Origin of the sequence: Coleofasciculus sp. B1-GNL1-01, from assembly GCF_040220235.1 — a bacterium.
Taxonomy (GTDB): Bacteria; Cyanobacteriota; Cyanobacteriia; order Cyanobacteriales; family Coleofasciculaceae; genus Coleofasciculus.
The window spans coordinates 12,444-29,507 of record NZ_JAVJTO010000060.1; the positions used below are offsets into that span (position 1 = coordinate 12,444).

Sequence of the window (17,064 nt, forward strand, 5' to 3'; positions counted from 1 at the left end):
TTTAAATGTTTTTACTAGAAATCATTTCTCCCATTGCCACTACAATTTTGCGTGAACCAACGTAGGGATTTCGCCCATGAGCAATTAACATATTATCTAGCATCAATATGTCTCCTTGCTGCCAAGGGAAGCTGACTTTAGCTTCTTGATAAACTTCTCCAATTTCTGCCATGACTGAGTCTTCAATGGGAGAACCATCACCGTAATAGACATTGCGCGGTAGATTTTCTTCCCCAAGCGTTGATAGTAGAGATGCCTTAATAGCTGGCTCTAGGCATGATATATGGTGTAATTGCACTTGATTAAAAAATAATGACTCTCCTGTTTTGGGATGTTGAGAAATTGCTGGTCGCACTTTGCGGATTCTTAGGCTATTACCTGAGAGCCACTCGAAATCAATGCCAGACTGACGACAATAATTTTCGACAGCTATTTTGTCAGTGGTGTGAAAGAAATCTTGCCAACTTACATCTAGACCTTCGATGTAGTTGCGGACATACATTAATTGTTTTTGCTTGAATCTTTCTCGTAGTTTTGGATTGAGACGTTGATAGACTTTGCGGCAGTCAACAATCGGAGTTTCTCCACCTTGGTGCGCTGGCTGCACGCAGAAAAACCAAATTTTAAGGGGCCACTGGTGCATGTGGGAACTTTCGTTATGGAAGAGAATGGCTTGGTTAGAAGGATAAGGGGTAGAACCATAGACTCTGCCACTGATGCCTTCCCTAGGTAAGTCACCATACTCACCAAACAACTTGGGACAAATAGCACTGGCTACTTTTTCAAATTCAGGTACTGACTTGACATTGAATCCTCGGAAGAGAATTGCACCGTGTTGCAGCAAATTAGTTTCAATGAATTCGCGTTTGTTAGTTGCCCAGTCAGCTAGGTCAATATCATCTCCATCGGGTTGAATAACATAAGGGAGGTTTTGTCCAGGCTGGAGATAATCTGTTTTGATTAACTCTTTTTGGGGTAGGCTAACAGTCTTAGGCTTGATAGTTTTGAATTTCTTGAACTGCGCTTTTTCACGCTGATTTGTTTCAGCAATTTGTTGCTGCTTTTCAGATTCACTAAGCATTTCTAAGGTATTAATTCTGGTATCGGGGTGTTGGGCAATGCTGTGTAGCAGCGTCTGAAAGTGAGCTGACAGACGGGTAATCGCCTCAGCTTCAAATAGGTCAGTGCGGTATTTCCAATTGCCAACGATTCCTTGCTCTGTGTCTTGCATAAAGAGAGCTAAATCAAATCTGGCTTTATCGCTATTGACTTCTATTGAGGTGAGAGTCAGACCTGAAAACTCCACAGCAGGCATAGGAGTATTCTGGAGGACAAATAACACCTGAAATAGGGGGGTTTTACTTGTAGCCCGGTCTGGACGCAAACTTTCTACCAATTTGGCGAAAGGCAAATCTTGATGAGCATAAGCTCCTAAGCAGACTTCCTGCACTCTTTTTAGTAGTTCTCGGAAGGTGGGGTTACCAGACAAGTCACTGCGCAATAACAGGAGGTTGATAAAAAATCCTATTAGGGGTTCTATTTCAGCTCGATGGCGACCGGCAACATCAGTACCAACTATAATGTCATCCTGATTGGTGTAGCGGTACAGTAGTGTCTGAAAAGCTGCCAGTAAAGTCATAAACAGGGTTACCCTTTGTTTGCGACTCAGTGTTTTGAGTTGTTGAGACAGGTGAGTTGATATTAGGAAGGATTGAGCTACAGACTCCTGTTTTCTGGTAGTTAGAGGGGGAGGGTCTGCTATTTTCTGTAAATTCAGTGTAGCGGGAGCACCCGCCAGTTGTTGCCGCCAGTAAGAAAGCTGGTTTTCCAGTACTTCTCCTTGTAGCCACTGACGCTGCCAGACTGCAAAGTCTGTATACTGGATGGGAAGCTCTGGTAGCGGAGAGGGCTGACCTTGAGAGAATGCCTCATAGAGTGTTGCCAGTTCTGTTATCAACACTCCCATAGACCATCTATCAAAAATAATGTGGTTTGTACTGAACAGTAGCACATGTTCCTGCTCATTTAGTTTTAGCAGCTTTACTCTCAGCAACGGGTCTTGAGCTAAGTCGAATAATTTTTGACTCCACTCATTGGCTAACCGCTGGACTTCACTCTTCTGCTCAGCTTCTGGCAACTGGCACAAGTTCACTACCGACAAACTAATATCTAAGGATGGGGCGATCCGCTGAATGGGTTGTCCCTCAACAACAGGAAATGTAGTGCGAAAGACTTCATGACGACGCACAATTTCGTTGAAGGCCTGCTCCAGTGCTGCTACATTGAGTAAACCAACTAGACTTACAGCGTCTAGTTCGTTATAGCTACCTGAGTCTAGTTGCTCTAGAAACCACAGCCGCTGCTGAGCAAAAGACAGGGGTAATTTGCCATTTCGTGAGACGCGCTTGATGGATTGCTCGAAGTCTTTCTGGAGCACTTTTGTTGTCTGGAAGTTAGAAGGGGGATAGCCTCCAACTTCTGGAGATTGGCAATGAGCGATAAGCGATCGCAACGCTTCGATAAAACTCTGTGCCAGGTTCTCAATCGTAGCTCGCTGATGAATTGCCTCACTGTAAGTCCAATCGAGTCGTAGCTGACCTCCAGCAACAATCCCGTTAATATCTAATAGATGGCTGCGACTTCCCCGCAAGCTAAGTGCTTGTCCGCTAGGTTCTCGAGCTGGTACAAACAGAGATGACTCCTGGAATACCTGGTCAGTCTGGCCCAGATAATTAAACGCGATTTCAGCTTGAGGCTGATGCTGCCAAGACGTTGTCTCCTCACCCTTGAGATAGCGTAAAACGCCATAGCCAATTCCTCGATTTGGAATACTTCTGAGCTGTTCTTTAATCGTCTTTAAAGCATCTCCCGGACTAGCAGATTCCTCGATATCCAGCAAAACGGGGAAGATAGTAGTGAACCAGCCCACAGTACGTGATAGGTCTACATCATCAAAGATTTCCTCCCGTCCGTGACCCTCAAGGTCAATTAGCAGTGAGTACACCCCTGTCCACTGGGCAAAAGCTTGTACCAGCGCTGTAAGCAGTACATCATTAATTTGAGTCTGATAAGCTGCCGGTACTTCCTGTAGCAATGCTTGAGTTTCTTCCTTGCTCAGAGCTACCGACACATTCCTCGCTTTAGCCACAGTATTATCGCCTTCAGGAAAGTCTACTGGGATGTGGGCAATTTGCCGACGAGACTCCCTCAGCCAGTAATCCAACTCTTGTTGTAGTGCTTCAGATTGGGCGTACTCCCTTAATCTTTCCGCCCAATACTTGAACGAGGTTGTTTTAGGTGACAACTGAATCTCTTTGCCCTGACTGAGTTGTTGGTAGGCACTCTGGAGGTCTTCTAACAAAATCCGCCAAGAGACACCATCAACGGCTAGGTGGTGGATGACCAACAGCAAGCGGTCAGGCTTGTTGGCACCTAAGTTAAAGTAGGCTACCCGCACCAGTGGTCCTGAGGATAGATTGAGGCTGGCTTGTAGTTCAGTCGCAGCTTTCGATATGGCTAGCCCTCGTTCTGTCTCTGAAACCGTTGACAAATCTAGCAGAGTAAATGGCGTTAACTCATCAGGGTTAACCTCAAGCTGCTGCCAGTCTGTTTCCTGGTGAACAAAGCACAGGCGCAGAGCATCGTGGTGTTCGAGCAGTTTCTGCACTGTCTGCTCCAACAGTGCCGGGTCAAGTGCTTGCCGAACTTCCAGTAAAATTGATTGATTCCAATGATGAGACTCAGGAAGATTTTGCTCAAAGAACCAGTGCTGAATAGGAGTTATAGGCACTTTACCTGTCACCAACCCCTGTTGAGCTTGAATAACTCGGTTCGTGGCAGCCACTGCTGCTAGTTCGGCAATTGTCTGGTGTTCAAACATCTGCTTGATTGTCAGATTCAGACCAGTCTGGTTTGCTCTAGCGACGATCTGGATACTGAGGATGGAATCCCCACCTAAGTCAAAGAAATTATCGTGTACTCCTATCTTTTCGAGTCTGAGAACCTTAGCCCAAATTTCAGCTAGGACTTTCTCAACAGTAGTACGAGGTGCTACAAAAGTTTCTTCCTCCTCAGATCTGGTTAGATCGGGTGCTGGTAGTGCTTTTCGGTCTACTTTGCCGTTGGGTGTTAAGGGTAAGGTGTCTAAGGTGACAAAGGCATTTGGCACCATGTATTCGGGTAGCTTTAAAAAGAGAAATTCACGCAGTTGCTTAGTAGTGAGTGATTCATCTCTAGTAACGATATAGGCAACTAAACGTTTGTTACCAGGAAGATCTTCTCTGGCAATAACTACAGCTTGTTGGATTTGGGAGTGAGTGTTGAGGAAGGATTCGATTTCTCTGAGTTCGATGCGGAAACCCCGAACTTTCACCAGGCGATCGAGGCGACCAAGAAACTCAATTGTTCCGTCCGTTCGGTAACGCACGCGATCACCCGTTTTGTAAAGACGCGCTCCTGGTGTTTCACTAAATGGATCGGGAATAAACGCCAGTGCTGTGAGTTCCGGTCGGTTTAAATAACCTCTAGCGACACCAACTCCTCCGATGTAAAGTTCTCCTGGAACACCTACTGGCACTGGCTGTAAGTATGGGTCGAGGATGTAAGTCTTGGCATGGCTAATTGCTTTGCCGATGGGCAGTTCTTGCCCTGAAATATCGACATCTGTAAGATCTGACAAGTCAACAGCGGTCGTCACGATGGTTGCTTCTGTAAGACCGTAGGTATTGACCAGGCGTACCCTTCGATCGACCTGCTGCTGCCAGGTAGTGAGTCGCTTTGGCAACGCTTTTTCACCGCCAATAATGACCAAGCGCACACAATCCGGTAAGGTCAAATTCAGGGCTGGCAATTCAGCAACCATTTGATGCCAGAATGCAGTGGGTAAGTCGAGTACCGTCAGTTGCCAATCGTCGCAACATCGGAGAAATGCTGGGATGGAACTCAACATTTCGTCGGTTCGCAAGACTAGCATTGCTCCTCGTGCCAGACAGGGAAAAATTTCTTCAGCAGCAGCATCGAAGCTGATGGACGCAAATTGCAAAATGCGATCGCTAGAAGAAATCGCGTATTCAGCCATCGCCGCCTGAGTATAATTCACCAACGACTGGTGTTGAATCATGACTCCCTTGGGTTTGCCGGTGGAACCAGACGTATAGATCGCATAAGCCAGGTTCTCAGGTCGAGTGTGGCTAACTGGATTTTTGCGGCTTTCCTGTGCAATCAACGTCCAGTCTGCATCCAAGCAAACCACAGACGATTTGAGATCGGGAAGCCTTGCGACTAAAGCCTCCTGAGTGAGCAGAACCGACACCTGTGAATCTGATAAAAGAAATCGTTGACGCTCTTGAGGATAGGCTGGGTCTACAGGCAGATAGGCTCCTCCTGCTTTGAGAATTCCTAGCAATCCCACGACCATCTCTAAGGAACGTTCTACACAGATTCCCACCAGTACCTCTGGTTTTACGCCAAGCTTTTGCAAATGATGCGCTAGCTGATTGGCTCTGACGTTTAGTTCTCGGTAGGTTAGCTGTTGCTCTTCAAATACTACCGCTACTGCATCCGGTGTTCTCTCTACCTGCTTCTCAAATAACTGATGAATACATTTCTCTAAGGGATATTCACTCTCGGTCTCATTCCACTTCACCAACAACTGATGACGTTCTGCTTCACTCAACAAGGGTAATTCAGCTACAGTTTGTTGAGGATTTTCTACAATGGCTGATAACAAGTTCTGAAAATGAGCTGTCATGCGCTCAATGGTTGACCCATCAAACAAGTCAGTATTGTATTCCCATTCGCCCACTAATCCCTGAGTCGTTTCAGTCATTGACAGGGTTAAATCAAACTGAGCAATTGTGCTTTCCCGCTCTAAGGGAGTCAACGTCACACCGGGTAACTCTACTTCCCCCATCGGTGCATTCTGCAAGATAAACATCACCTGAAACAGAGGAGAATGACTCAAGGAGCGTTGGGGTTGCAAGGCTTCTACTACTTGCTCAAAAGGCACGTCCTGATGTTCGTAGGCTTTGAGTGTGGTTTCCCTAACTTGTGCCAGTAAGTCCTTGATCCTGGGATTATCTTCAAAACGGGTTCTCAACACCAAAGTATTCACAAAAAAGCCAATCAAAGATTCAATTTCACGGCGGTGGCGATTGGCTATAGGAGAACCCATTAAAATATCTGATTGACCGCTATAGCGATAGAGTAAAGTGGCAAACGCCGCCAACAGGGTCATAAATAAAGTTGTCCCCGACTCCCGAGACAGGGTTTGCAACTTTTGGGTTAAATCAGTATTTAAAGTAAAACTGTGAGTCGTCCCTCGGTAAGTTTGCACAGTTGGACGAGGGTGGTCAGTCGGTAATTGTAACAATTCTGGCGCACCCTGCAATTGAGAAAGCCAGTAATTGAGTTGAGCTTCTAGTACCTCTCCACTCAACCACTGTCTTTGCCAAATGGCAAAGTCGGCATACTGGATTGGTAATTCGGCTAAGGGAGATGGTTCTCCTGCACCAAAAGCTTGATATAAACTAGACAGTTCTTGGATAAATACACCCATCGACCAACCATCAGAGATAATATGGTGCATTGTCAGTAACACTACAGATTCTGTTGCTGATAGCTGCAACAAACTGCACCTAATTAAGGGTGCTATCTCCAAGTTAAAGGGGGTAATGGCTTCTTGTTGTGCTTGTTGGTGTAGGACAGTTTCTCGTTCTGTTACTTCTAGTGGCTCTAAGTCCACCACATTTATCTTCAGGGTGGCTTCTGAGTGAATTACCTGTATGGGTGTGCCGTTAACAGTTTGGAAGCTAGTGCGTAGTACTTCGTGGCGGCGTACTATTTCTGATAAGGCTTGTTGCAGGGCATTAACATCCAAGTTACCACTGAGGCGGACTGCCCCTGGTATGTTGTAAGTGGCACTTGACCCTTCCAGTTGGTTGAGGAACCACAGTCGCTGCTGGGCAAAGGACAGGGGTAAATCTGTATCCCTTGGGACAGGCAGAATTGGCTTAATACTAAAACTTGAGGCAAAATCAGTTTTTTTCAAAAATTCGATTATTTCTGATTTGCGCTCTCGTAGCTGAGACTTCAGAGTCGGTGTCAGCGTTCCTTCAGGGGCATTATAATGTAGCTGCTCACCATCAACCCAGAACCTTACGTCTAGACTTTGAAAGCAAGATAAGAATTCATCAATGGGTTTCATAGTATTCCCTCCTCTCGAACACCAAAAGCAGCAGTTGTAAAACTTTGCTGTTTTTGGGTTGTCAAACGTATATTTTCAACTTGCTCAGATATACCGGCCACAGTCGGTTTCTCGAACAGGCTGCGTAGGGACAACTCCATCAGGAACGCCTCGCGCATGCGAGAAATAATTTGAGTGGCTAGTAGAGAATGTCCTCCCAATTCAAAGAAGTTGTCGTGGATTCCTACCTTTTGTACGCCTATAACTGAAGCAAAGATGTTGGCGATTATTTCTTCACTTGCCGTGCGGGGTGCTACGTATTCATGTTCTCGGCTGATTTCTCCATCTGGTGCTGGCAGTGCTTTTCTGTCTACTTTGCCGTTAGGTGTTAGGGGGAGAGTGTCTAAGGTGACAAAGGCAGAAGGCACCATGTATTCGGGTAGCTTTGAAAAGAGGAATTCACGCAGTTGCTTGCTGGTGAGTGATTCATCTCTAGTAACGATATAGGTAACTAAGCGTTTGTTACCAGCAGTGTCTTCTGTCGCAATGACTACAGCTTGTTGGATTTGGGGGTGGGTGTTGAGAACGGCTTCAATTTCTCCGAGTTCGATGCGGAAGCCGCGAATCTTTACTTGATGGTCAATGCGACCGAGGAATTCGATATTGCCATCCGGCAGCCAGCGAGCTAGGTCTCCAGTCCTATACAATCTTTCTTCTTCTGCCTTTTGACTTTTCCCGATTTCCTTCGCAAACGGGTTGGGAATAAACTTTTCCTGCGTTAACTCAGGCAGATTCAAATACCCTTGTGCTAGTCCATCTCCTCCTACATATAGCTCACCCGTAACACCTGGTGGTAAAAGATTGCCATACTTGTCCAGTATGTAAATTTGTGTGTTTGAAATCGGTTTTCCAATCGGAATCGTATTTTTCTTCATATAGTCTTCTAGAGCTTCTCCTAAATCTGCTTTTGGATCGTCCGCCAACTGCAAATGTATCGCTTCTTTCACGATAGCAGTTTCTGTACCACTTGAGTCACTTCTTTGTACGGGAAGATTTTTTATACCATCAAGTTTCCCTTGACTTCTTGCTTCAATTTGATTGGCGATTCTCAGTTGATCCTCAAGAACACTCTGTAAATCTGTAGCGGTTGTATTCGGATTAGACAAAACAGCCCGAAATACAATGATTTCTTTGTCTTTACCATAGGCAGTGTCCATCAGAGTGCTCTTAGAGACAAAGGTTAGTCCTTGTTCAAATTGTTCTCTTTGTATCTGTGTATTGAGTTGATTAATTCTTTGGATGTCATCGTCACTCAAGGAGTTTTGTTGTGATTTCGCTCTTAAATTCTCAGGAATATATCGATAATTAACGATATTCAACCCTGGTTCCATGACGAGATCGAATGGTTCCAATAGCTCAATCAGTCTAGAAAAATATTGGGCTTTCTCTATGCCATTGTCAATCAGAATCTCGTATCCCCTTTTACCGATAATATGAAGTGCCCCGTGTAAGCATAACGATAGTGCCGAACGTGACCCTTCAATCGTGAATCGTCCCACGTCAAATGTATCTCGCTGAGCCTGGTAACGGGCTGTGGTCTCGGCAAAGTTTAACATCTGCGGATCTTTAAACAGACAAACACTAATACCCTGAGGTAGGTATAACTGTTTATGCCCACAAATAGTTATCGAATCAGCTTTGTTGATTCCCTTCAATTTTCCTTTATGCTTCTCGGAAAATATCGTCGCACCACCCCAAGCAGCATCCACATGAAAATGAATACCGAATTCCTGCGCGATATCGCCCAGTTCAAATAAAGGATCGATTTCACCAGTTTCTGTTGTTCCAGCGATGCCTACAAGCGCCAGAATGTATAGCTTATTTCTACTACATTCGCGGATTCTTTCTTTGAGCAAATTTAGGTCTAATTTTCCGTCATCATTACTGTCAATAAAAACAATGTTGTCTGTCCCCAAACCTAACATTGAAGCTGCCTTATTGAAAGAATAATGCATTAGCCGAGAGCCAATGATAACGATATCGTCATATCCTTTTTTACTCAGAACTTTATAAAGGCTTTCTTTTGATAAATTGCCGGATTTTTTTGTGTTTAACAATCCCGAATTTCGCGCACACAATAAAGCACTGATGTTTGCCGTTGTACCGCCGGTTGTTATAATACCCAGGTTTCTATTTTTTTGCTGAATATTTTCCTCGTAAAATTCACCTGAAAAGTTATAAACAAGACGATGCAATATGGCGATCGCTTCCCGTTCCAAAAACATCAAAGACTTTGATGTCTCGATTTTCACCAAATTTTGGTTCAATCGCGAAATCATCTTGCTCATATCATGCATAAAATCGGGCAAAGCCGATGTCATATGCCCGATGAATGTAGGAGAGCCTGTATCGATCGCATATGGAAGCACCTCCTCGGACAATTTATCGTAATAGTCGTCAACGGTTAAAGGATATGAGGGCAACTCGCTCCGTTGAAACTTTGTAGCTAGCATTTCTGGACTCACGCCAGGCTTCGTAAACGGTTTCTGGTGAACCCCAAGAACCTGGTTTTCGGTTGCACCACGAACAACTTCTGGCTTGAAATATTGCAGTATTCGTTGCCGTGTTTCCCAAAAATTGACTTCAAAGCAGGTCACGTCAGCAGCAACTTCTGAAGAGCCGTAGATATTGAACAATCTGGCAGAACTGAGTTTCTGGTGAAATGCCTCAGCCAACGTTAGTGGTAGGGCTTCACCGCTGCAAAAGACATATTTGAGATATCGAAGTTGTGTCAGTTGTTGGGGCGCATTGTCCAGCATCGCTTTGAGCAGGGAGGGAACCAGAACAATTCTAGTTATCTTGTTATCGCTCAACAGGCTCATTAGCCTGGGAATATCGCCTCGTATATTATCTGGAACAACCACGAGCGGAATCCCTTTGAGAAGGGGAGAAAATATTTCCGCAACATGATCGACAAAATTGATGGACGTTTTCTGACAGCAAATCTCATCTGCCCCAAATGGTAGGGTTTCCCACATCCAATGCAAGCGATTGACGATACCACGATTTTTACCTAGAACGGCTTTGGGTCTTCCAGTAGAACCGGACGTATAGATTGCGTATGCCAGGTCATCCAGTGTTGCTTGACAATCTAGATTTTCGACGCTTTCTTTAGCAATGGCATCCCTATCCCTGTCTAGACAGACGATATGGGCGTGTTGAAGGGAAATTTTTTCAGTCAAAGGCTCCTGGGTCAATAGGACATGCACATTGGCGTCTTCGAGCATGAACACCAGTCGTTCTTGCGGATAATTCGGATCTAACGGCACATATACGCCACCGGCTTTGAGAACACCCAGCAAACTCACTACTAGATCAAGAGATGGCTCAATACAGATTCCCACCAGCACTCCCGAACCAACAGAGAGAGACCGTAAATAATGCGCTAGTTGATTGGCTCGTTGGTTCAACTGCCGATAAGTTAGCTGCTGGTTTTCAAGAACGAGTGCGATCGCATCTGGAGTGCGTTTCACCTGCTCTTCAAATAACTGATGAATACATTTATCTGAGGGATATTCACTCTCGGTATCATTCCACTCGGTCAACAACTGATGGCGTTCTGCTTCACTCAACAGGGGCAATTGGTCAACTCGCTGTTGTGGATTAGCCGCGATCGCTTCGAGCAAGGTTTGCAAGTACCCACTCATCCGGCTTATTGTGGCAGCATCAAACAAATCGGTGTTGTATTCCCAGAAACCCTCTAGCCCCGAATCCGTTTCTGTAATATCCAAGCGCAAATCCAACAAAGCCCTGGTGCGTTTAACCTTAACAGGTGTTAAGGTCAGCCAAGGCAGTTCACATTTCACTTTTGGAGTATTTTGTAAGACAAACGACACCTGGAACAGCGGATTGTAGTTGGCATTCCGTTCTGGCTGTAGTTCCTCCACCAGCTTTTCAAAGGGCAAATCCTGGTGATCATAAGCTTCCATCGTCACCTGCCGCACTCGACCTAAGAGTTCCTCAAAGGTCGGGTTGCCTGAAAAATCGGTACGTAGTACTAGGGTGTTGAGGAAAAAGCCAATGAGTCCTTCAATTTCAGCTCGGTTACGGTTAGCGATAGGTGAACCAACGATGATATCTTCTTGCCCACTGTAGCGGTAGAGCAAGATTTTGAAGACTGCCAGCAGGGTCATGAACAGGGTAGCCTCGGCTTTTTTGCCAACAGTCTTAAGGGTCTCAGTCAAACTCTTGGGCAACCGAAATGATTCCTTTTCCCCCCGATAAGTCTGAACTGGTGGTCGGGGTCGGTCTGTTGGCAGTGGCAGCAGGGGTGGAGCTTTTTCCAGTTGCTGCTTCCAGTAAGAGAGTTGGGAGTGTAGTTTTTCTCCCTGCAACTGTTGTCGCTGCCAGACGGCGAAGTCGGCATATTGAATTGGCAGTTTAGGCAACGGCGAAGGTTTTCCGGTAGAAAAGGCTTGGTAAAGGGCTGACAATTCACGAATGATTATGCCCAATGACCAGCCATCAAAGACAATGTGGTGGATATTGAATAGCAGCACATGTTCCTGTTCGCTTAGCTGTACCAGCATCCAGCGCAGCAGAGGACCTTGAAGCAAGTCGAAGGGACGTTGACTTTGCTCAGTCGCGAGGCCCTGGACTTCCATTTTCTGCACCGCTTTTGGCAACTGGCGCAGATCTACCACGGGCAGTGTCAAGGTCAGGTTTGGGGCAATGATTTGAACGGGTTGCGCCTCCACCATCTTGAAAGTGGTGCGCAGAGCTTCGTGGCGTTGCACCATCTCGTTGAGACTCTGCTCCAATGACGCCACGTCAAGCAAACCTGTTAGCTGTATTGCTACGTGTTCATTGTAAAAAGGGTTGCCGGGTTCCAACTGTTGGAGAAACCATAGCCGCTGCTGGGCAAAGGATAAAGATAGATTTCTCTCTCTCGAAACAGGTTGAATAGCCTGAGACGTACTGTTTGAGGCAAGATTAGCCTGGTTGAGAAATGCAATAATTTCGGCTTTGCGTTCAGAGATCTGAGCGATTAGATCTGGTGTTAGTGCTTCTTCAGGGGCATTACAACGCAAGTGATCGCTTTCAACCCAAAGCTTTACATCCAGACTATAAAGGTAAGATAAAAATTTATAAATCGTCGTCATAGCTCTATTTCCTTTCTTCCTTTCCAAGCTTTACATTCAGGCTATAATCGTAGTCATAGCTCTATTTCCTTTCTTCCTTCTCCGGCAGCAATGGGAGAGCCTGATGCTTGGGCGAGAGTCAAACGAATTGCTTCAACGCGCTCAGCTAAACCAGCTACGGTGGTTGGTCTCTCAAAGAAACTATGTAGGGACAGCTCTATTTGAAATTCTTTACGCAACTGAGAGATAACTTGAATAGCCATTAGAGAATCTCCCCCCAGTTCAAAGAAGTCATCATGGATACCTACTTGCTCGATCCCAACAGCTTGTCGCCAGGTATTCGCAATAGTTTGTTCGACCTCGTTGCAGGGAGCAACATAGGCATTCCGCAAGTTTGATCTCGAGTGGAGTGATAATGAATCTTTCTTTTTTGAGTATTCTGTATCTCGTAAAGATTCAAGCTTAAGCCATTGGTCAATCCTCGTGTGCAAGTCTCCAGCCGAGACAACAACTTGAGGGAGTTCAGCCATTGATAACACACGCCTAAATGCCTCCACACCTCCCTTTGGGGACATAGCTAATTTAGACAAGGTGGCTCCAATCCCTGCTTCTTGCTTTTCTTCTTCCCTAAGCCCCCAGTTATCCCAGTTCACGCTAATCCAGGGACAAGAGTCTGCCTGGTCGTGCTTGAAAGCAAAGGCATCCATAAAGATGTTCGCTGCGGAATAGGAAACGAATCCTAAGCCTCCCAAAATAGATGCTAAAGAGGATGTTAATAGAACAAAATCAAGATTTCTTCCTTGCAAAACTTTTTCCAAGACAAATAGTCCATACACTTTGGGCTGAAATTGCAAATGACTATCGGTTTGAGAAGTTTCTTGAATAGCACAATGTGTATTTTCGAGATTCCCAGCAGCGTGGATGACACCATGAATTTCACCAAAGCGCTCATATGTGTGGGAAATTGCTGTCTGCATTTGTTGCTCGCTTGTCACATCGGCACTAATGACCAGAACCTCGACTCCTAGCTCCTCGATTGTCCGCACTTTCTGTATCTTTTGGCTGACTTTATCCTGCCGATCGTGAGTCGCTAGCCATTGCTCCCACTGGGAGCGCTCAGGCAGCCCCTTTCGTCCGATTAGGATCAACTTAGCCCGTACTGTCTTCGCTAGATATTCTGCCAATACCAAACCGATGCCACCCAGTCCACCAGTGATTAGGTAGACTCCTCCTTCCCTCAAACGTGTTCTGCTTGTACTGCTATCATTTAAACGGACAGCTTCAAAGGTCTGAACCCAACGATGATTACCACGGTAGGCAACTACTAAATCACTTGGCTGTACGGTAAATTCCCTTATTAAGTGGTCTATCAGTTTCTGTGCTTGCTTTGTCCCAGATTCAGGAATCACTACATCAAAGCTACAGCATGTTATGTTTGGATATTCCTGTGGAATTACCTTGCACGGACCTAACACAGTCGCTTTCTCTGGAAATAACTTCTCGTCGCCAGTCACTTCATGTACATTGCTGGTTACGACCATGAGTTGAAGAGGCTCAGTAACCTTCTGTTCTCCTAGTGCTTGTGCCAGAAAGAGCAGACTGTAGAAACCGAGATTTTGACAATCTTCAAAGAACTGATGTGGTGATTGTGTCTGTTCGCCTAGCTTGTTGCTAGGAAAAGTATTGCTGGCTGTGATACTCCAAAAATGCGCAATCCCTTGTGGGGTTAAATCCCGACTCTGAAGTTCTTGAACCAGGGCATCATAGTCATCCCGTTGTTGGGGATTAATTGTGTATGCGTACTCACTGAGTTTGCTAAACTGATCTCCCACTCTCACAGTGATGACATCATGGTTCTGCTGTTCCAGCCGTTTTGCTATTTCTGAGCCGACTCCATAGGCATCGACAAAGACTAGCCAGCATGACTTTAACTCTACCAGCTCTCTTTCTTGGTAGAAGTCAAGAAGCATAGATTGTTTCCAAACTGGCATGTAGAACCAGTCGGCAATATTTGGTTTCTTGTGTAACGGATCTTGACGCGCCGTTGCTAGGAAGGTTGACTGGTTTGGTTCAATCCAGTAACGCTGACGCTCAAAGGGATAGGTAGGTAAGGGAATATGATGACGTCGTTCATAGGCATAAAAACCTGACCAATCGACTTTGACACCTGCTAACCAGAGACGACCTAAGCTATTCAGTAAAAAGGCGATATCTGACTGTTGCTCCTGGGGATGGCGTAGCGAGGTTAGCACCCCGTTATTATTGATCTGATGCTGCTTGGCAAACGTACTCAACGTCCGTCCAGGACCAACTTCCAGCAAAACTCGCTCAGGTGTTTTGAGCAACTCAGTCACTCCTGCACTGAAACGCACAGGTTGTCGTAGATGTCTTGCCCAGTAATTCGGATCTGTTGCTTCTGATGGGGTAATCCAAGTTCCAGTGAGATTCGAGACAAAAGGAATTTGGGGAGGATTGAAGGTGATTTGATGTAATAACTCTGTAAATGGCTCAATCATTGGCTCCATCATCGGAGAATGAAAAGCATGAGAGGTATGAAGCCTTCGACAGGGTATGCTTTTTTCTTGTAAGGTCTGTTGCAATTGTGCGATCGCCTCTGCTGAACCAGACACCACAGATGAAGTAGGGCTATTGCTTCCTGCCAGCGCCAGGTCTTCTCCCAGTAACGGTTGCACTTCTGGTTCTGGTAGTTGAACGGACAGCATCGCGCCAGAGGGCAGTTGCTGCATCAATCGTCCTCTAGTTGCTACTATTGCTAAGGCATCTTCTAGGGAGAAAACTCCCGCTAGACACGCTGCTACATATTCCCCAATGCTGTGACCGATCATCACTTCGGGATACACACCCCACGCCATCCATAACTTAGCTAGCGCATACTCAATTACAAACAACGCAGGTTGGGTAATGTGAGTTTGTTGAAGTTGTTGTGTCGCCTCTTGCTCCTGGGTTGTACTGGGGTAGAGTAAATGACGCAAATCTAGCCCGAGGTGAGGTTTGATCCGTTCACAGCAGTCATCAACGTGTTCAGTAAAAATTGGCTCATGCTGGTAGAGTTCCAGTGCCATATTGACGTACTGCGAACCCTGCCCGGAAAACATAAACACCACGGGGCGATTACCGGCTTCTTGGTAGTGGGTGAAAACTCGTTGCGAATCTAGATTTGTCAGCGCCTGCACTGCATCATCCAGAGTTTGACACACTAACATCCGGCGATGCTCGAAATCTCGGCGACCAACCTGAAGTGTATGAGCAACATCGGCAAGATTCAAATCGGGATGTTGCTGGAGGCAATTCGCCAAATTCACTGTGGCGGTTTCCAGTGCCGTACTTGTCTTGGTCGAGAGCAACAACAACTGCCAGGGACGAGAAGGACTAGAGGGTTCAATTGCCGGAGCTTCTTCGAGAATCAGATGGGCATTAGTGCCACCAAAACCGAAGGAACTAACTCCAGCGCGACGAGGGATGTCGTTGTTTTTCCATTCAGACAGCGTTGTGTTGACGTAAAAAGGACTATTTGCAAAATCTATCTTGGGATTGGGTTCCTCAAAATGCAAACTGGGTGGTATTTGCTGATGCTTGAGTGCTAGAACAGTCTTGATAAGACCTCCCACTCCAGCGGCATTATCTAAATGCCCTACATTTGTTTTAAGCGAACCGATGGCACAGAAGCCACACTTCTGCGTACTGGTGTGAAAAGCTTTTGTGAGCGCTGCGATTTCAATAGGGTCTCCTAGGGATGTTCCTGTACCGTGGGTCTCGATGTAGGTAATTGTTTCAGGTTCAACTTCAGCCATAACTTGAGCTGATCTAATCACCTTCACTTGACCATTTATGCTGGGTGCAGTGTAGCTAACTTTGGAAGACCCATCGTTATTGATCGCCGAACCTTTGATCACAGCATGGATACAGTCTCCATCTGCTATTGCCTCCTCTAACCGCTTCAACACCACAAGACCTATCCCCTTGCCTATCCCAGTTCCCTCTGCTTTGGCATCAAAGGCACGGCAACGTCCGTCAGGAGAATAAATTCCTCCCTTTTGATACAAATAACCAGCATATTTTGATATTGAAACGCCACCGGCCAAAGCCATATCACATTCGCCACTCAGCAGACTTTGGCATGCCAAATGAACAGCGACCAACGAAGTTGAGCAGGTAGTTTGAACTGCATAACTTGGTCCATCCAGGTTTAATTTGTAAGATACTCGTGTGGTTACAAAGTCTGGATTATTAGCAATAGAAACTTGTAAATGACTTACGTTGTTAATAATTTCCGGATTTGAATAAATATTAAATAAGTAACTATTTACGCTTAGACCTCCGAAAACCCCAATCGACTTCTTATAAGTTTCTGAATTGTAGCCAGCGCTTTCAAGAGCCTCCCAAGCAGACTCTAAGAAAATACGGTGTTGGGGATCCATGATTTCAGCTTCTCTGGGAGTAAATCCAAAGAATGACGCATCAAACAAATCTACATTTTTGACTACGCCACCTGCCTTAACATAATTAGGATCGCTGACTAACTTAGGATCTATAACTAAATCCTTTAATTGCTGGTCAGTCAAAGAAGAAATCGATTCTACGCCGCCTCGGAGATTTTGCCAAAATTCATCAAGGTTTTTAGCTCCAGGAAAACGACCAACCATGCCAATTATGGCTATTTCTAAACCCGTGGTCTTACTGGATTTTTTGGGATTAATCATTGATAAATTACCTAAAAAA

The 17,064-nt window shown here is 45.6% G+C and carries 3 protein-coding genes; all 3 read right to left on the minus strand.

Annotated elements, in window-relative coordinates:
* Position 1 precedes the first annotated feature (1 nt).
* The 3 genes from RID53_RS15140 to RID53_RS15150 are packed head-to-tail and all read right to left on the minus strand — an operon-like array spanning position 2 to position 17,045.
* Positions 2-7,204: an amino acid adenylation domain-containing protein gene (locus RID53_RS15140; RefSeq protein ID WP_446388893.1), complete on the minus strand. Its 7,203-nt coding sequence runs from the start codon at positions 7,202-7,204 to the stop codon at positions 2-4.
* Positions 7,201-12,345: an aminotransferase class V-fold PLP-dependent enzyme gene (locus tag RID53_RS15145; RefSeq protein WP_446388894.1), complete on the minus strand. Its 5,145-nt coding sequence runs from the start codon at positions 12,343-12,345 to the stop codon at positions 7,201-7,203. The genes RID53_RS15140 and RID53_RS15145 overlap by 4 nt, the downstream gene beginning before the upstream one ends.
* A 53-nt stretch (positions 12,346-12,398) precedes the next feature.
* The gene (locus tag RID53_RS15150; protein WP_446388895.1) at positions 12,399-17,045 is read right to left on the minus strand and encodes an SDR family oxidoreductase; all 4,647 of its coding nucleotides are present in this window, start codon (positions 17,043-17,045) and stop codon (positions 12,399-12,401) included.
* Positions 17,046-17,064 lie beyond the last annotated feature (19 nt).